Origin of the sequence: Nocardiopsis alborubida, from assembly GCF_012396365.1 — a bacterium.
Taxonomy (GTDB): Bacteria; Actinomycetota; Actinomycetes; order Streptosporangiales; family Streptosporangiaceae; genus Nocardiopsis; species Nocardiopsis alborubida.
This window is the reverse complement of the sequence record NZ_JAAXPG010000042.1, coordinates 14,400-30,959: the sequence shown is the minus strand read 5'-3', so window position 1 is coordinate 30,959 and position 16,560 is coordinate 14,400. Positions and strand designations below refer to the sequence as shown.

Here is a 16,560-nt window from a genome sequence, read left to right as displayed (position 1 = left end):
ACCAAGCCTAACCCAGGATGGACGTGGATGGGGTGTCGGTCCGCCTCCGGAGGGGGCGGTTGGGGGACTCTGCGTGCATGGCGGAGTACGCTGACCTACGATTGGTTGTCCTGGTGCGGTGTGACGTTGTTCATGACGCACGTCGTGTTATGGCCGCATATGTACCCTCGATAGCGATGGGGGACCGGGCTCGGCGTCGACCAGCCCGGCGGTGACCAGGTGTTTCACCGAAGCCCGGAGCAGAGGGCGGCGGGGCGGGGAGGGACCCGCCCGCGACCCGCTCCGCCCGGTGGACCGATCTCGCGTGGCCGCATGTGGACATGTAGTACGTTGCCTTGCGGCCACGGGTAGGTGTTCGAGGAAAAGCAGCCGGAGGATCATTCGTGCCGTTCACTTCTGATGCGGCGCGGCGCAGGTCCCGCGTACCGGGTGGCGGCGGGGCGCTCACCGCCTTCGCCCTGTCCTACCGGGTCCGCTTCGCACAGGCGCTGACGCTCACGCTCGTCACCGCGCTCCTCGTGGCGCCGGTGCACACCGGCGCGCTGGAACCCGCCGAGGCGAGCCTGGAGGAGTTCCGGGAGAGGGCCGAGACCGCATCCCAGGAGCTGGAGGAGGCCAACCAGGACCTCGTCGACCGCCAGGACGCGCTGGAGGACGCCCAGTCGGAGCTCGTCCAGACCATCTACGACCTCCAGCAGACCGAACTCGAACTCAACGAGATGCGCGAACCGCTGGCCCAGCTGGCCAGCACGCTGTACAAGCAGCCCGACGGCGGCATGCTCGCCGTCCTGGCGGCGGGATCCCTCAGCGAGGACCTGCAGATCCAGTCCTACGCGGCGAAGATCTCCGAGGACAACCAGGCACTCATCCAGGACGCCACCGACCTGCGCGAGGAGCAGGTCGAGCTGGCGAGCCAGGCGCAGGAGCTGCAGACCACCACCCAGCTGGAGCAGGTCGAGCTGGCCGCGGACATCGAGGCCCTGCGAGAGCGGTCCGAGCAGACCACGAACGAGCTCGTGCAGGAGCTGGAGGACCGCGGCATCGACCCGGAGGCCTACATGGCCGCCGGGGACTGCGACCCGGACGCGGCCGTGAACGCCCAGGGGGCGGCCAACGGCCTGCTTCCGGCCAACTCCCTGTGCGACCTCTACGACGACAAGAAGCTGCGCGCCGACGCGGCCGTGGACTTCCTCCAGCTCAACGCCAGGTACGTGGACGAGTACGGCGAGAACATGTGCATCACCAGCGCCTACCGCGACCTGCCCAACCAGCACCGCGTCTACGGCCAGGTGGCGCCGGGCTTCGCGGCCGTCCCCGGCACGAGCAACCACGGCCTGGGACAGGCGATCGACCTCGGCTGCGGCATCCAGAACTACCGGTCCGACCGCTGGCTCTGGATGGAGGCCAACGGCGCCGACTTCGGCTGGCACCACCCGGCCTGGGCCAAGTCCAGTCCCTTCGAACCCTGGCACTGGGAGTACACCGGCTGATCCTCGCCCCGCCCTCCCGGGGGCGGCCCCGCACGGGGCCGCCCCCGACGCGTTCGGCCGCCTCAGGCGGCGGTCTCGGGCACCACCTCGCTGGTGCAGTGGGCGCAGCGGGACGCCTTCCTGCTGATCTCGGTGCAGCAGTGCGGGCACTCGCGCGTGGTGGCCTCCTCGGCCTTGACGAAGCGCTCCACCACCTTGGCGACGGGCAGTACCACGAAGAAGTACAGGATCGCCGCGGTGATCAGGAACGAGATCAGCGCGTCGACGAACGCCCCGTACAGGAACCGGCTCCCGTTGATCTCGAAGTAGAGGTCCCCGAAGGTGGGAACCCCGCCGAAGATGCCGATCAGCGGGGTGATGAACCCCTCGGTGAACGCGGTGATGAGGTTGGCGAAGACCGCGCCGATCACGACCGCGACCGCCAGCTGCACCAGGTTGCCCTGGAGCAGGAACTTCTTGAAGCCTTGCATGGATACAAGCCCTACATACTCGTGGTGTCCGTACGGGAGCCGCAGCGGGGTTCCCCTGGCGGGAGCCCGCGGCGCCCGGACAGCTTTGCCCACCGGAGGTCGCCGGTCAACCGCGGATGGTGATGGACAGCCGGGAACCGGCCGCGTGGCCCGCCAGGCTCCTGGCCTCGACGGGCGTGGCCGCGATGACGATCAGCGCGCCGCCCTCCCCGCCGCCCGAGGACCCCTCCTCCGGAAGGGACAGGACGGGGCGGTCGCTGGCCACCTCCACGGCGGGGCCCGCGCGGGCGGGCGCGAGGTCGTCGCGCCCGCCGGCGGCGAGGACGTCCACCCGGCTGCCGGGGGAGAGCAGGCCCACCGCGCCGGGGTCGGCCACCCGCACCGGGACGGCGACCAGGCCGGGACCGTAGGGCCGCGCGGGAGGGTCGGCGAGCCGGGCGTCGGTGATCACCTCCCCCCGGCGCACCGGGGCGTTGAGGCGGAGCCCGGCGGCCGCGGTGTCGGCCGCGAGCGCGCCGCCCGGCACGGAGTCGGCGGGCAGGTCCCGGGCGGTGAGGTCGCCGTCGGCGAGGGGGTCCGTCGCGCCGAGGTCGCGGGAGGCGACCAGGACACGGGAGGTGGGCACGGGCGGAGGGCGTACGGCCAGGACGGCGCTGAGGAGCGCGGCGGCGGCCAGGAGGGCGGCGACGACGCGCCGGTGCCGGTCCAGGAGCCGGGTGAGCGCGCGGCGGTGCCGGTAGGGGAGGGGCGCGGCGTTGGTCATACCCTCAACGCTAGGTCGCGGAGGGGCCGTTCGGAGGTTTTCCACAGGCCCGATCGCGCGGAACGCGTCCCGGGTCCGAGCGTTCCCGGACGGGGAGGCGGAGGGCCGTCAGCGCGCCGACGCGCCCGCCGGGTCCGAGCGCTGACGCTCCCGGGAGGGGACGCCGCGGGCGTCCGCCCGGCGACCCCGCCCCGGGGCCGGACATGCCGCGCGCCGCCGAGGGGTCGGCGGCGCGGTGACGGTCAACGGCCCGGCGGGTCAGCCCGTCGCGGCGGTGGCGCTGGCGCTGCCGGCCTTGCTCGCGGCGCTGGCGCTGGTGCTGCTGGTGTCCGAGGAGGAGCTCTTGGAGTCCGAGGAGGTGGACGAGGAGTCGGTGGAGCCCGAGTCGCCGGAGCCCGAGTTCCCGCCGTCCTTGCTCTCACCGGAGCCCGAACCGGTCAGCACGGAGCTGTTGGAGGACTTGCCGCTGTCGGTGCGGTAGAAGCCGGAGCCCTTGAAGACGATGCCCACGGCGGAGTACACCTTGCGCAGGCGGCCCTCGCACTCGGGGCAGACGGTCAGCGCGTCGTCGCTGAAGCTCTGCACGACCTCCATCTGGGCGCCGCACTCGGTGCACGCGTACTGGTACGTAGGCACTGTTCGGGTCCTCCTTGCTGGCACTCTCGCCCGTTGACTGCTAAATAGTACGCGCTCGCCGACCGGAGCCGTGACAGGGCCTCTCCCAAGGACACCGGTGCGGGGGTGCGCGCGGCCGGGCGCCGGGCGCCGCCGAAGCGCGACCGCCAGCGACAACGCCCCCGGTGTTCGGGTTAATCCCGCCTCGGTGTCCAGCCGGTCCCGCTCAGCTCCGCCCGCCCAGCCGGTCCCGCTCAGCCGGTCCGCCCAGCCGGTCCCGCTCAGCCGGTCCGCCCAGCCGGTCCCGCTCAGCCGGTCCGCCCGGCCACACGCCCGTGCCGAGGACCCGCACCCCGCCGGACGGGGTGACCACGGCGTCCACGGGCCGGTCGTGGGACTCGGCGGGCAGCGACTCCACGAACTCCTCGTCGTGGACCAGGGCGATCGCCGGGGTGTGCGGGCCCTTGCGGGCCAGCGCGCGGTCGTAGCACCCGGCGCCGCGTCCCAGGCGCGTTCCCCGGCGGTCCACGGCCAGGGCCGGGCAGACCACCGCGTCGGCCCGGGCCGGCGCGTCGGGCCCGTAGCGGTGGCCCACGGGCTCCAGCAGCCCGTGCCCGGCCGGGGCCAGGGAGTCCGGCCCGTCGAAGGCCGCCCAGTCCAGCTCGCCGCCGGGCAGGAACACGGGCAGCAGCACGTAGGCGCCGCGCTTCCACAGCGCCGCCACCAGCTTGCGGGTGTCGGGCTCGCCGCCCACGGAGTAGTAGCAGGCGACCGTTCCGCCCATGGCCAGCCACGGGACGTCCAGCAGCGCGTCGCGGACCGCCGACCCGGCCCGGGAGCGCTCCTCGGGGCCCCGTGCGCGCCGCCGCTCCAGGAAACCCCTCCGCAGCACGGCCTTGGCCTCACGCAGCTCGCTCTCACCCATGGCCCCAGTGTGGCACCGCCCCGGCCCCGGCCGGATGCCCCGTGCGGTGAACACGCGGTGGCGGTCCGCCCTCCGCAGCCCGAAACCGTCGGGACTTCTTGGCGCCCTCCCGGGTGTGGAGACGCGGAGACGGCCGACCGCTGTCCTAAAGTGCCGACATGAACGACTCCACCGACCAGAAGCGTCCCTCCGGTTCCGTGTCCGTCACGAAGGCGGTCGTACCCGCCGCGGGCCTGGGCACGCGTTTCCTGCCCGCGACCAAGGCCACGCCCAAGGAGATGCTGCCGATCGTGGACAAGCCCGCGATCCAGTACGTCGTGGAGGAGGCGGTGGCCGCCTCCCTCCAGGACGTCCTGATGATCACGGGTCGCAGCAAGCGCTCCATCGAGGACCACTTCGACCGGGCCTACGAGCTGGAGGAGGCGCTGGAGGCCAAGGGCGACGACGCACGGCTGCGCTCGGTGCGCGAGTCCAGCGACCTCGCCCAGGTGCACTACGTCCGCCAGGGCGAGCCGCGCGGCCTGGGCCACGCGGTGCTGTGCGCGGAGGCGCACGTGGGCGACAACCCCTTCGCGGTCCTGCTGGGCGACGACCTCATCGAGTCCGCCGACCTGCTGCGCCGCATGATCGAGGTGCGCGAGCGCCACGGCGGCAGCGTCGTGGCCCTCATGGAGGTGGAGCCCGAGCAGGTGTCCCTGTACGGGTGCGCGGGCATCGAGCCCACCGACGAGGACGACGTCGTCACCGTCACCGACCTGGTCGAGAAGCCCGCCCCCGAGCAGGCGCCGAGCCGCTGGGCGATCATCGGCCGCTACGTCTGCGACCCGGCGGTCTTCCCCGTCCTGCACGAGACCCCGCCCGGCCGGGGCGGTGAGATCCAGCTGACCGACGCCCTGCGTGAGCTGGCCCGGCGCAAGCCCGAGGACGGCGGCACGGTGCACGGCGTCCTCTTCCGCGGCCGCCGCTACGACACCGGCAACAAGGCCGACTACATCCGCACGGTCGTGGACTTCGCCTGCCGCCGCCCCGACCTCGCCGACGAACTGCTGCCCTGGCTGCGCGACTTCGTCGACCGTGCGCAGGCCCAGCGCCCCTGATCGGGGACGCCCGAGCGCCCCGACCGGGGCCCGGCGCACCGCACATGGGGCCCGGCGCGGCGAGAATGGGGTGTGAGCCGTCTCCTGAGGGAGGGGAGGCGGGGCCGCCAAAGGAACCGCGAACCGGGAGGAACCCCCGTGAAGAGCGTCGAACAGCACGTCGCCGATGTCCTGGCACTGATCCCCGATCCCGTGCCGACCGAGCTGGACCTGCTCCAGGCACACGGCGCCGTGCTGGCCGAGGCCGTCACCTCGCCCGTGTCGCTGCCGGGCTTCGACAACTCGTCCATGGACGGGTACGCGGTGCGCGCCGCGGACCTGGAGTCGGCCTCGCCGGACAACCCCGTGCGGCTGCCGGTCGTCGCCGACATCCCGGCGGGCGACCCCTCCCCGACCGCGGTCCTGCCGGGCAGGTCGGCCCGGATCATGACCGGCGCGCCCATGCCCTCGGGAGCCGACGCGGTGGTCCCGGTCGAGTGGACCGACGGCGGCACGGCCAGGGTGACCTTCGACCGGCCGGTGAAGGCGGGCAACGCCGTGCGCCGCGCCGGGGACGACGTCATCGCGGGCGCCACCGTGCTGCGGCCCGGCGTGCGCGTCGGTCCGGGGGAGATGGGCGTCCTGGCGGCCGTCGGGCGCCGCTCGGTGCCCGTCTACGCCCGCCCCCGTGTGATGGTGCTCTCCACCGGCGAGGAGCTGGTCGAGCCCGGGCGCCCGCTCGGCCCCGGCCAGATCTGGGAGTCCAACAGCTTCATGATCGCCGCCGCGGCGCGCGACGCCGGGTGCGAGGTGCACCGCCACGGGTTCGTGGGCGACCACCCGCAGACGGTGCGCGACACGCTGGAGGACCTGCTGGTGCGCGCCGACATCGTGGTGACCACGGGCGGGGTGAGCATGGGCGCCCACGACGTGGTCAAGGAGGTGCTCACCCGCGAGGGCACCGTGGAGTTCACCCAGGTGGCGATGCAGCCGGGCAAGCCCCAGGGCTTCGGTGTGATCGGCCCGGACCGGACCCCCATCGTCACGCTGCCCGGCAACCCCGTGAGCGCGTTCGTGTCCTTCCAGGTCTTCGTCCGGCCCGCGCTGCGCCGCCTGCGCGGACTCGACCCCCGGCCGCTGCCGAGCATGCGCGCCCTGCTCACCTCGCCGGTCACCTCCCCGCCCGGACGCCGCTCCTTCCTGCGGGCGGTGCTGGAGGAGTCCCCCTACGGACGCGACGCCGAGTCCACGGTGTCCCCGGCGCTGCACCAGGGCTCGCACCAGCTGTCCGCCCTGGCCGGGGCCAACGCGCTCGTGGTGGTGCCCGAGGAGGTGACCGAGCTGGCCGCGGGCAGCCGCGTCGAGGTGGTGCGCCTGCCCGAACCGGCCTGAGCCGCGCCCGCCCGAACCCGCGGACCTGTGGACGGGGAGCGTCCGAAAGTGCCGTACCGTCGTGGTGGCGCGCTCCGGCGCGCCCGGACGCGGCCGCCCGGCCGCGTCCCGCGTTCCGAGCGGAGGAGTTGGCGGACCCATGACCGACACCCCACGGCGTGAGGGGGCCGACCACCCCTCCGGGTTCACCCACCTGGACGGATCCGGCGCCGCGCGCATGGTCGACGTCTCGCAGAAGGCGGTGAGCGCGCGTAGCGCCACCGCGTCGGGCCGGGTGCTGCTCGGCTCCGAGGCCGTCGCCGCCCTGCGCGGGGGAGAGGTCCCCAAGGGCGACGCCCTGGCCGTGGCCCGGATCGCCGGGATCCAGGCGGCCAAGCGCACCCCCGACCTGGTGCCCCTGTGCCACCCCATCGCCGTGCACGGCGTGGACGTGGACCTCACCGTCGTGGACGAGGGCGTGGACATCCGCGCCACGGTCCGCACCGCCGACCGCACCGGCGTGGAGATGGAGGCGCTCACCTGCGTCATGGCCGCCGCCCTCGGGCTGGTGGACATGGTCAAGGCGATCGATCCCCGAGCCGAGGTCACCGGGGTGCGCGTCGAGGAGAAGACCGGCGGCAGGAAGGGCCACTGGAGGCGTGGTGACTGAGGCCGGGCCCCCCGTCATCCGCGTCGCGGTCGTCACGGCGTCCAACCGCGCGGCGGCGGGCGTCTACCCGGACCGCTCCGGACCGGTCGTCGCCGAGGGACTGCGCGGAATCGGCTGCGCGGTCGTGGGGCCGTGGGTGGTCCCCGACGGCGAACCGGTGGCACAGGCCATCGGCCGCGCCCTGGACGAGCGGCTCGACGCCGTCGTCACCACCGGGGGCACCGGGCTGACCCCGCACGACCACACGCCCGAGGCGACGCGCGCGCTGCTGTCCTACGAGATCCCCGGGATCGCCGAGGCGCTGCGTGCGGCGGGCCGGGACAAGGGCGTGCCCACGGCGATCCTGTCGCGCGGCCTGGCCGGGGTCGCCGAGCGCGCGGGGCACCGGATGCTCGTGGTCAACCTGCCCGGCTCCCGGGGCGGTGCCGCCGACGGGATGGAGGTGCTGGCGCCGGTGCTGCGGCACGCGGTGGACCAGCTGCGCGGAGGAGACCACGCCCGCTCCGAATGACACCGAAGAATGACCGGAATCACATCCCGGGCATTCCGGCCGTTGAGAATTCCTTGGGGCAGGGTCGGTTTTCGGTACGGAAGTATTGGAGTTAGGAATCATCCGATTCTTGCCCGCTGGGGCGACGACAGCCGTGCCGCGTCCCAGGGAGTGGAATACTGGGGCCCGTCACCGGCGACGGCAACCCGACGCCCCGGCGTCCGGTGTCGCACCGCTGGGCTACGGTGCCGAGGGCATCGAAGGGACGGTCGTGAATCGCAGACATGGGTGGCCCGTCACCCTCCAGGAGGGACCGGTCGTACTCCGGCCACTGCGGCTCCGCGACGCCGCGGCGATCAGGGACACGCGTTCGCGCAACGAGGAGTGGCTGCGCCCCTGGGAGCCCACCTATCCGGAGATGCCGCTGCGTACCACCGGGCTCGCCCCCTACGTCTCGATGCTCCAGTCCATCCGCCACGAGGCCAGGCAGGGCCTGTCCATGCCCTGGGCGGTCCTCTACGACGGCAGGTTCGTCGGTCAGATCACGGTGGGGGCCATCGTGTGGGGTTCGGCCAGGTCGGCGCAGGTCGGGTACTGGATCGACAGCGCCCACGCCGGGCTCGGCATCACCCCGACGGCGGTCGCGCTGGCCGTGGACCACTCCTTCTTCCGCGTCGGGCTGCACCGGATCGAGGCCAACGTCCGGCCCGAGAACCGGGCGAGCAGACGCGTGGTCGCCAAGCTGGGCTTTCGCGACGAGGGCGTGCGCATAAGACAGCTGCACATCGACGGGGCCTGGCGCGACCACATCTGCTACGCGATCACCGCGGAGGAGGTCCCCCGGGGGCTGCTGTACCGGTGGCGCCACGGATCGTCTTCCGGACCGTCCGAGGAGCCCGGTTCCGGCCCCGGTTCCGCTTTGGGGCCACAGGGCCCGAACGGCGGCCGGGATCCGCACGATCCGGCGAGTCCACCACCGGGGCCGAACTGAACGTGCCAACATCACAGAAGCATCCGGAACTTAAACCTGACTTTAGTGACATTGATTCATTACTTTGCGTTGAATTGGGACTGCGCTCCGCAGTCGTTGGCTGACCTGCACTTTCACCCCCGGGGTCAGGGCGTCCGAAACTGAGAGTCCACAATCTTGCGACACTCCGGTCAGAATGTGGCGCATTTATGGACACGGGGTCGTACCGTGCGGAACATAGACGCATTGACGATGCGGGCAACGCGTGGATATGGCGCACCGGAAACTCCCCGGACCCGGGGAGGGGCGGGGGCGGCGTTCCCCGGCGGGACGTCTCCGTCCCCGGGAGCACCACGCGGCGCGGTGTCGACGAGGTGTCGATCAACGTCCAGTGGCCGTCATCGTGAGGAGGGGTGATGAGCAGCTCTCCTCTGTACCTGGCCATCGTGGTGGTGTGGCTCATAGTCCTGGTGCCGATGCTGCTGCGGAAGGACCCCGTGGACACCTTCCACGAGGACCAGCGGGAGGACGGGGAACCCGCGGGGACCGAGGGCGGGGAGGCCGGGGATGACGCCGAGGGGCGTGCGGAGGACCCGGACGCCACCGAGACCCGGGTCCTGAGCCGCGACGACTACGCCACCGCCCCGACGGGCGCCCCCGGGCTCCGCGGGGACGCGCCGCGCCCGGGGCGGTACCGCGCCGAGTCCGGGCCGCGCGCCCGCGTCATCGCCCGACGCCGCCGTCGCACCACGACGCTGATCCTGGTGAACGCCGCCACCCTCGTGGCCGTGGCCTTCGGACTGGGGCCCTGGTGGGTGGCCGCTCCGCCGGTGCTGCTGTTCGCCGGACACCTGGTCCTGCTCAGGGAGGCCGCCAAGGCCGACGCCGAGCGCAGGGAGGCGGTCCTGCGGGCCCGCCGCCGAGAGGTCCAGCGCGCCCGCAGGGACGAGGCCGAGCGACGCCGCGAGGCCGAGCGCGAGGCCGAGGTGATCGCCCTCAAGGAGCGGCGCAGCCAGGTGTACGACCAGTACGCGGACGCCCGGCTGCGTGCCGCCGGGGACTGACCCGGGTCCGGACCGCGAGCGGGGCGGGGGGCGGGTCGGGTCTGGAGCCGGCCCGGGAAGACACGGTTCGGACCACTCCGGGTTTCCTGCTAGTCTGGATCTCGTCTTCGGGGCTATGGCGCAGTCCGGTAGCGCACCTCGTTCGCATCGAGGGGGTCTGGGGTTCAAATCCCCATAGCTCCACCGCAGACAGCAAGGCCCCGTCCCACTCGTGGGACGGGGCCTTCGCCGTGTGTCCGGGAGGTCTGCGGGCTCCGGGCCGGAGGCGGTGCTGCTGTTCCCTGCGGCGGGCGGTCGTTTCCGGACCGGAGCCCCGAGTGTCACCGGCGAAGCGGCTATCCCCTGTGGCGGGGTGCCGGTACCCGTCCAGCGTACTCCGCGTCTTCGCCGCGGGGCCGGCCAGCAAAATCTTTACAGTGGAAACTTGTCGTCGTAGGGTGCGGGGTCATGGCAGACGGATACCACCACGGAAACCTCAGGGCCGCCGTCCTGGAGAAGGCGGCGGAGGTCATCGCCAGGGAGGGGCCCCACTCCTTCAGCCTGCGCTCGTTGGCGCTCGAACTCGGGGTGAGCCACACCGCCCCCCGGCACCACTTCGGCAGCCGCGAGGGCGTGCTCAACGCCCTGGCCGCCGAGGGCTTCCGCGAGCTGGCCGCACGGCTGCGGGCCAACCGCGAGTCCGGCGGGGGCTTCCTGGAGGCGGGCGTGGAGTACGTGCGCTTCGCGACCGGCCATCCGGCGCACTTCGACGTGATGTTCACTCCCAGCCTGCTGAGCGGGGACGACGCCGAGCTGAACGCCGCGCGCACGGCGGCCTTCGACGAGCTCCGCGCCGGTGTGGAGTCCCTGGCCGAGGAGGGCCGGGAGGTCGGGGACGCGGCCGCCGCCATGGTCGCGGGCTGGTCGGTCGTGCACGGCATCGCCACGCTCTCCCTCACCGGCAACCTTGAGGGTTCGGGGTTCGGGGACCTGTTCCGCGGCGCCGACCTGCTCACTGTCACCCGCCGCAGCGCCGGACTGCTCTTCGGCCCCTCCGCCGCCCGGGGCCCCTCCGAGGGGGAGTAGGCCCGTCCCGTTCGGCTCCGACCGAGCGCGGAACGCGCCTGGCGGTGTCGTGCCTCCCCGCCGTCCGCGCGGGACCCTCCGCGCGCAGGACGCGTCCACGCGGACGCTCCTGGTGCTTGTGGGGCTCGTGGTGCTTCTGGGACTCCCGCATGGTGCGCCCGCCGCCCAACGGGCTCCAGCGCCCGCCTGGCGGCCGCCGCGGGCCGTTCCCGGCGCGGCTCCTGCGGGACGCGGGCCTCAGCGCCCGGAGACGTACTCGGCTCGGACGGCGTAGATGGCGGCCTCGGTGCGCGAGTGCACCTGGAGCTTCTCCAGGATCTTGCGGACGTGGTTCTTGACGGTGTTCTCGGTGATGAACAGCCGTTCCCCGATCTCCCGGTTGTTCAGGGAGCGGGCCAGCAGCTTGAGCACCTCGGTCTCGCGCCGGGTCAGCTCGGGGATGGACGCGCGGCTGGGCGGGGCGCTCTCCTGCTTGGCCAGCTCGGCGAACTCCCCGATGAGCTTGGTCGCCATCGCCGGGTTGATGAACGAGTCGCCCTTGACGATGGCGCGCACCGCCTCCGCGAGTTCTGTCACGGAGATGGCCTTGAGCAGGTAACCCGTCGCCCCGGCCTTGAGCGCGTCGAAGAGGTCGCTCTCGTCGTCGCTCATGGTCAGCATGACGAACCTGGTGTGCGGTGCCGCCTCACGGATGCGCGAGCAGGCGTCGATGCCGCTGGTGTGCGGCATCATCACGTCCATGATGACGACGTCCGGACGCAGTTCGGCGGCCAGGCGGACGGCTTCCTCCCCGTCACTCGCCTCGCTGACCACGTCGATGTCGGGCTCTTCGTCCAGGACGGACACCAGACCCCGGCGGAACAGCGCGTGGTCGTCCACGACCATGGCGCGGATCGGGGCGGCCGGAGCGGCGGGCTCCCCGGGGTAGGGGGCCTGGGCGGGAAAGAGGGGGTGTGCGCTCATGGGTTCCCGGCCCGTCCCGTCCCTCGCCGCGGAAGCGGGCTCTCGTGCACCGACACCCCGGATCTGTCCAGGCGGTCGCGGTACGGGCATGTCCAACCGCTGGCCGGGAGGAGAAGGGCCGACCGGGGGAAAGAGATGCGCATGGAGACCTCCTGCTGGGGTTGCCCATTGTCTCATGTGCGCTCGGTGAGCGGGGTGGTAACGAAGGAACCCACCGCCCGCTACCCGGGACACACCCGCGGGAAACGGTGCGAACGACACCGCGATGAGGACCGCGGAAGGGGGCCACCGGCATGTGTGTCCGTGAAGGGGTAAGTAAGATATTCGGTTTTGTTCATGTCCGAAACGGGCGCCCTGGGGGCTCCCTCCCCGGAGGCGAGTCCGGGGGCGGCCGGACCGAGGGCGCCATGGCGCAGAGCCAGGCATGACACAGAGTCACGATCAGACAGAACGGGTGTCATGGTGCAAAGCTGGGCATAGCTCTGCTTTCCGACATTCTGTTCGATGAGTTCTCCCTGGTAACAGCCCGTGTTGTTCCATGGGAACGCTCCCAGGTTCACCGCCGGATATCCCGATTTCTCGTTCCCCGAAAATGGGAACGCCGTAGCTCTCCGTTATATTCATGGTGTGGATTTGACCTGGTCGATGTCCTGTTTTGGCAGGCCGCCAAGCCGGGGGTGTTCTGCCAAAGGTAATGGGATCCCTTCTGAACTGCGGAAACGGGTCAGGATTCGGTTATTTGGGCGCTGTCCCGGCAGGCTTTGGTGGTGTCCGTGTCATAAAATGATGAACGTTCGCCTGCGGGTCTTGCGGACGGAGAGCGCTCTACGCCATCGTGGTTCTGGGATGGGCTGGAAGCCATACGAAAGGTAGATGCCATGACCACGCGCGTTATTACTGCCCGTGACAACGGGTGGGCCTGGCTGTAACCAGCCCGCCGAAAGGGTTCCGCCGAACCCCGGCACAGGGACCCGACCGGACCCCCGAGGACCGGTCGGGTCCTTTCTTCGTCCCCGCTGTCCCCGCGCGGCCCGCACCGCCGCCGGAAGGCCCCCGGAACGGTGATTTGACCGGGCCCGGCAACGGGTAGGGATCCGGACACCGATACCGGCCCCGAAAGGGGGCCACCGCGCGACCGTGAAGGGGCGGACCGTGTCCGACTCCCCGAAGTACCCCGGCGGATACCACCCCGAGGAGTTTCCGCCGCAGGACCCCCCGACCCCGCCGCAGGACTCCGTGCCCCTGGCGGAGGCCCCCCGGCCCCCGCAGGAACCAGCACCCGTCGGGGGGTACGAGCCCCCGCCCCCGGAGCCCCCGCCTCCCGGGCCGCGTGAGACCACGGTCGAACCGGTGGAGGAGGAGCCCGCGGTCGCGGCGGAGCGCTTCCGGCGCACCACTCCGGCCCGGCGCAAGGTCATCCCCGCCCGCAGGGGCGGCGGGCACTGGCGGCTGCTCGCGGGAACGGCGACCTACGTGATGGTGGTCGGCGGGATGGCCGACTACGTCGATCCGCAGACCCGCGCGCTCGCCCACCTGGTGTTCTGGCTGCTCATCGGGGCCGCGTTCCTGATCACACTCAACCGCGAGCGCCGTCACGACTGGGAGCCGGGCGTGCGCTGGCCCTGGCTGGCCGGGGCCTTCGGCGGAGCGCTGGCGGTGGAGGTCCTGGTCCTGGCCTTCGGATCCCCGGCGATCATCGTCGGCTCGGTGATCCTGCTGGGCCTGGCACTGTTCGTGCTCATGCTCGTGGGGTGAGGCCGCGGGACCGGAGCGGAGGGCGGGGGAGGGGCACTGCCGGGGCCGGCGTCAGGTGGCCTCGTCGTCGAAGGGAGGGCGCTTGCCGTTCAGCCGGGCCACCGGCTTGCTCTCCTGCTCCTCTTCCTCCCAGAAGTGCTTCTGCACGAAGCGCCGGGGGTTGAGGTCCTGCACGTCGAAGTCCTTGAACTCCGGGCCGAGGCCCTCCCGGATGTCGTTGGAGGCGGAGTTGGCCATCGTCCGCAGTTGGCGCAGCACCCTGCCCACCTGCTGGGCCGCCTTGGGAAGCTGGTCCGGGCCGAAGATCAGCAGCGCGAGCAGGAGGAGGACGACGAACTCTCCTCCGCTGATGTTGAACATGCGCGACCTCAGTCCTTCGGTGTACCGACCGGCTTCAAGCAGGTTAACCGGTATCGGTGGGCTTGGGTAACCCTGCCCCGGCCGTCCGGAGGGGTGGACGCGGACCAGCCCCCCGCTCGACGAGCGGAGGGCTGGACGCAGGCGTTCCCGGTGTCATCCGGGGTCGGGCCCGGCTCCGGGGCCCGGTACCGGGCCGTCGGGCGGAGCGCCCCGGTTCGGGGCCGGGAAGGTCGTTGGACGACACCCGGTCCCGGCTGCTCGGGTGTGCCGGTAAGTAAGGGAACGCGGACGCGGACGGTGCCGTCGGGCGACCGTGGATTCCGCCGACCGCGTGGAAAGGACGACTCTAGACCGCTCTGACGTCAGCGGCCTGCGGGCCCTTGGGGCCCTGGATGATGTCGAAGGTGACCTTCTGGTCCTCTTCCAGGTTCCGGAAGCCGGTGCCCGTGATCGCCGAGTAGTGGACGAACACGTCGGGCTGGCCGCCCTCGACGGCGATGAACCCGAAACCCTTCTCAGAGTTGAACCACTTCACGGTGCCCTGAGCCATGTGCTCTCCCTTGGGGACTACTGCGGGGCCGCACCCTGCTGGCCCCGGGCCGCCGGGCGCCTGACCGGCGGGTGAATCCCGCATCGACGAGCGCCCACGTGAAGTTCCGCGAGGCGCCCCGGGCATCCATGGAAACTACAACAGCAACCAGTCGCTGACATTACCAGGGAGGGTGCCGCCCTGCCGAGGCTTTCCACGCGGGAATCGCGCTCTTTCCCTGTCCTGTTTCGGCTACTCGAAACTGTTGATTTCCGTCCGCCGGGCCACTAATGGAGCGCGTCCGAACACGGATACGCCGGGGCGCCGTTCGCTAACCGCCGTTGCCGTAGATCCACACGTCGAACCACAGGCGTTCGCGCCACATCCCCTCGTCGATCGGATACGCCGACAACACCGGGTAGAAGTAGGCGAAATTGGCCACGATCAACAGCAGGACCACGCCGTAGACGATGCCGCCCACCGCACGTGTGTAGGGGGCGAAGCGCGGACTGTCCTCCCCGGCCCCCATCGCCAGGCCCAGCGCCAGCACGATCGCCAGGACCAGGAAGGGCAGCAGCGGAGCGGCGTAGAACAGGAACATGGGCCGGTCCGGGTAGGCGAACCACGGCAGCCACCCCGCGGCCGCGGCCAGCAGCACCGCCCCGGCGCGCCAGTCGCGGAAGGTCACCCACCAGCCGAGCATCACCGCCAGCGCGAGCAGGCTGGACCACCAGATGACCGGAGTGCCGATGGAGACCACCGAGGTGACGCAGTCGCCCGTGTCGCACGAGGCGACCTCGCCGTTGTAGTGGAACATCACCGGGGTGCGCATGACCAGCCATTCCCACGGCGCGGAGATGTAGGCGTGGTCGCTGGTCAGGTCGGTGTGGAAGGTCATCATCCGCCGGTGGTAGTCCGCCAGGCTCCACAGCGCCTCCACCGGCCCCCGCAGGAGGCCGGGCACCCATTCGGGCACGAAGCCGTCAGCGAAGTCGCGGTTGTAGCCGCCGCGGGTGAACAGCCACCCCGACCACGAGACCAGGTAGACGACCCCCGCGACCACCACGGTCTGCACGAACGCCGGGATGGCATCGATGCCCAGCCACCGCCAGAAGAAGCGGCGCTGGCCGACGCTGCTGCGGGCCCCGTAGTCCCACGCCACCGTGAGCAGGCCGAACGCCGCGACGAAGAACAGGGCCGACCACTTGGTGCCCACCGCCAGGCCGAAGCACAGCCCGGCCGCCAGCCGCCACCAGCGCATACCCAGCCAGCCCACCGACGCCAGGTCCACTCCCGCCTCCGCCAGGCGGGCCAGCCGCTCCCGGGTGCTGTCCCGGTCGATCACCAGGCACGCGAACCCGGCCAGGATCCACAGGGTGAGGAAGATGTCCACCATGGCGATGCGGCTCAGCGTGAAGTGCAGGCCGTCCAGCGCCATGATCAGCCCAGCCGTGCAGCCCAGCAGCACCGAGCGCGTCAGCCGGGTGGCCAGCCGCACCAGGATGAGGACCGAGAGCACCCCGGCCACGGCGGAGGCGAACCGCCAGGCCTCGGGGGTCATGGTCGTGCCGAACGGCAGGAGCGACCACAGCCAGTCACCCAGGGCGATCATCCACTTGCCCACCGGCGGGTGCACGATGAAGTCGCCCGCGCCGGTGAAGATGTCCTGGTACCCCTGGGCGAGCAGGTCGTCGGCCTCGACGGGCTCCTCGACGGTCTCGTGCTCGTAGCCGAAGTTCCAGAGCCCGTAGGCGTCCTTGGCGTAGTAGGTCTCGTCGAAGTAGATCCGGTCGGGCTGGCCGAGGTTGACGAACCTCAGCGCTCCGGCGAACAGCGCGACGGCGAAGGCGCCCAGCCAGCCCAGCCAGCGGGGCGCGGGGTTGACGGGCAGGAAGCGGGCGCGGATCCGCGCCGACCGCGGCGGGGGCGAGGGCTCTGCCTCGGAGAAGGGTGCGGTGGTGGTCATCGGATGTGTGGGGTGGAT

Annotated in this window: 17 protein-coding genes and 1 tRNA gene; 10 read left to right on the top strand and 8 right to left on the bottom strand. The window is 71.8% G+C overall.

Going from position 1 to position 16,560, the window contains the following annotated elements; all coding sequences use genetic code 11:
• Window positions 1-383 precede the first annotated feature (383 nt).
• Window positions 384-1,490: a M15 family metallopeptidase gene (locus HGB44_RS29240; protein WP_061082922.1), complete on the top strand. Its 1,107-nt coding sequence runs from the start codon at window positions 384-386 to the stop codon at window positions 1,488-1,490.
• Between the two features lie 62 nt (window positions 1,491-1,552).
• On the opposite strand, the gene HGB44_RS29235 is transcribed toward HGB44_RS29240, so the two are convergent.
• From HGB44_RS29235 to HGB44_RS29220, 4 genes are all read right to left on the bottom strand, one after another.
• Window positions 1,553-1,960, bottom strand: a complete 408-nt coding sequence (locus tag HGB44_RS29235; RefSeq protein ID WP_061082923.1) for an MscL family protein — start codon at window positions 1,958-1,960, stop codon at window positions 1,553-1,555.
• 106 nt (window positions 1,961-2,066) lie between these two features.
• A complete protein-coding gene (locus HGB44_RS29230) occupies window positions 2,067-2,723 on the bottom strand; it encodes an SAF domain-containing protein (RefSeq protein ID WP_061082924.1) in 657 nt (218 codons plus the stop codon).
• Window positions 2,724-2,981: 258 nt separating this feature from the next.
• Entirely contained in the window at window positions 2,982-3,359 is a 378-nt protein-coding gene (locus HGB44_RS29225) for an FmdB family zinc ribbon protein (protein WP_061082925.1), read from the bottom strand.
• A 205-nt stretch (window positions 3,360-3,564) separates the two neighbouring features.
• Entirely contained in the window at window positions 3,565-4,263 is a 699-nt protein-coding gene (locus HGB44_RS29220) for a 5-formyltetrahydrofolate cyclo-ligase (protein WP_233458955.1), read from the bottom strand.
• A gap of 158 nt (window positions 4,264-4,421) precedes the next feature.
• On the opposite strand from HGB44_RS29220, the gene galU reads away from it, so the two are divergent.
• From galU to HGB44_RS29180, 8 genes are all read left to right on the top strand, one after another.
• A complete protein-coding gene (gene galU, locus HGB44_RS29215) occupies window positions 4,422-5,360 on the top strand; it encodes a UTP--glucose-1-phosphate uridylyltransferase GalU (RefSeq protein WP_061079972.1) in 939 nt (312 codons plus the stop codon).
• Between the two features lie 138 nt (window positions 5,361-5,498).
• On the top strand, window positions 5,499-6,731 hold the full coding sequence (gene glp, locus HGB44_RS29210) for a molybdotransferase-like divisome protein Glp (protein WP_061079971.1): 1,233 nt from the start codon (window positions 5,499-5,501) through the stop codon (window positions 6,729-6,731).
• Between the two features lie 139 nt (window positions 6,732-6,870).
• Complete coding sequence (gene moaC / locus HGB44_RS29205) at window positions 6,871-7,380, top strand: cyclic pyranopterin monophosphate synthase MoaC (protein WP_061079970.1); 510 nt, start codon at window positions 6,871-6,873, stop codon at window positions 7,378-7,380.
• Entirely contained in the window at window positions 7,373-7,891 is a 519-nt protein-coding gene (locus HGB44_RS29200) for a MogA/MoaB family molybdenum cofactor biosynthesis protein (RefSeq protein WP_082768298.1), read from the top strand. The genes moaC and HGB44_RS29200 overlap by 8 nt, the downstream gene beginning before the upstream one ends.
• A 250-nt stretch (window positions 7,892-8,141) precedes the next feature.
• Entirely contained in the window at window positions 8,142-8,861 is a 720-nt protein-coding gene (locus HGB44_RS29195; RefSeq protein WP_061079968.1) for a GNAT family N-acetyltransferase, read from the top strand.
• Window positions 8,862-9,256: 395 nt separating this feature from the next.
• A complete protein-coding gene (gene sepX, locus HGB44_RS29190; RefSeq protein WP_061079967.1) occupies window positions 9,257-9,904 on the top strand; it encodes a divisome protein SepX/GlpR in 648 nt (215 codons plus the stop codon).
• Window positions 9,905-10,013: 109 nt separating this feature from the next.
• Window positions 10,014-10,087 (top strand) — tRNA-Ala (locus HGB44_RS29185).
• A 264-nt stretch (window positions 10,088-10,351) separates the two neighbouring features.
• Window positions 10,352-10,969 (top strand): TetR/AcrR family transcriptional regulator, encoded by a 618-nt coding sequence (locus HGB44_RS29180; protein ID WP_061079966.1) that lies wholly within the window; start codon window positions 10,352-10,354, stop codon window positions 10,967-10,969.
• A 237-nt stretch (window positions 10,970-11,206) separates the two neighbouring features.
• Here the strand turns inward: HGB44_RS29180 and HGB44_RS29175 are convergent, their stop codons facing one another.
• Window positions 11,207-11,932: a response regulator gene (locus HGB44_RS29175; protein WP_061079965.1), complete on the bottom strand. Its 726-nt coding sequence runs from the start codon at window positions 11,930-11,932 to the stop codon at window positions 11,207-11,209.
• A 1,152-nt stretch (window positions 11,933-13,084) separates the two neighbouring features.
• Here HGB44_RS29175 and HGB44_RS29170 point away from each other — a divergent pair.
• On the top strand, window positions 13,085-13,687 hold the full coding sequence (locus tag HGB44_RS29170) for a hypothetical protein (protein ID WP_082768297.1): 603 nt from the start codon (window positions 13,085-13,087) through the stop codon (window positions 13,685-13,687).
• 51 nt (window positions 13,688-13,738) lie between these two features.
• Here HGB44_RS29170 and HGB44_RS29165 read toward each other — a convergent pair whose 3' ends face one another.
• The 3 genes from HGB44_RS29165 to HGB44_RS29155 form a co-directional block, all read right to left on the bottom strand.
• The gene (locus HGB44_RS29165) at window positions 13,739-14,047 is read right to left on the bottom strand and encodes a sec-independent translocase (protein ID WP_013155081.1); all 309 of its coding nucleotides are present in this window, start codon (window positions 14,045-14,047) and stop codon (window positions 13,739-13,741) included.
• Between the two features lie 346 nt (window positions 14,048-14,393).
• Window positions 14,394-14,597 (bottom strand): cold-shock protein, encoded by a 204-nt coding sequence (locus HGB44_RS29160; RefSeq protein ID WP_061079964.1) that lies wholly within the window; start codon window positions 14,595-14,597, stop codon window positions 14,394-14,396.
• Between the two features lie 310 nt (window positions 14,598-14,907).
• Window positions 14,908-16,542: a dolichyl-phosphate-mannose--protein mannosyltransferase gene (locus HGB44_RS29155; RefSeq protein WP_061079963.1), complete on the bottom strand. Its 1,635-nt coding sequence runs from the start codon at window positions 16,540-16,542 to the stop codon at window positions 14,908-14,910.
• Between the last annotated feature and the right edge of the window lie 18 nt (window positions 16,543-16,560).

Bases quoted from the DNA above. Each gene is read 5' to 3' on its own strand.
- HGB44_RS29235 (WP_061082923.1), bottom strand. From the start codon at position 1,960: ATGCAAGGCTTCAAGAAGTTCCTGCTCCAGGGCAACCTGGTGCAGCTG.
- HGB44_RS29230 (WP_061082924.1), bottom strand. From the start codon at position 2,723: ATGACCAACGCCGCGCCCCTCCCCTACCGGCACCGCCGCGCGCTCACC.
- HGB44_RS29220 (WP_233458955.1), bottom strand. From the start codon at position 4,263: ATGGGTGAGAGCGAGCTGCGTGAGGCCAAGGCCGTGCTGCGGAGGGGT.
- galU (WP_061079972.1), top strand. From the start codon at position 4,422: ATGAACGACTCCACCGACCAGAAGCGTCCCTCCGGTTCCGTGTCCGTC.
- moaC (WP_061079970.1), top strand. From the start codon at position 6,871: ATGACCGACACCCCACGGCGTGAGGGGGCCGACCACCCCTCCGGGTTC.
- sepX (WP_061079967.1), top strand. From the start codon at position 9,257: ATGAGCAGCTCTCCTCTGTACCTGGCCATCGTGGTGGTGTGGCTCATA.
- HGB44_RS29180 (WP_061079966.1), top strand. From the start codon at position 10,352: ATGGCAGACGGATACCACCACGGAAACCTCAGGGCCGCCGTCCTGGAG.
- HGB44_RS29175 (WP_061079965.1), bottom strand. From the start codon at position 11,932: ATGAGCGCACACCCCCTCTTTCCCGCCCAGGCCCCCTACCCCGGGGAG.
- HGB44_RS29165 (WP_013155081.1), bottom strand. From the start codon at position 14,047: ATGTTCAACATCAGCGGAGGAGAGTTCGTCGTCCTCCTCCTGCTCGCG.
- HGB44_RS29160 (WP_061079964.1), bottom strand. From the start codon at position 14,597: ATGGCTCAGGGCACCGTGAAGTGGTTCAACTCTGAGAAGGGTTTCGGG.
- HGB44_RS29155 (WP_061079963.1), bottom strand. From the start codon at position 16,542: ATGACCACCACCGCACCCTTCTCCGAGGCAGAGCCCTCGCCCCCGCCG.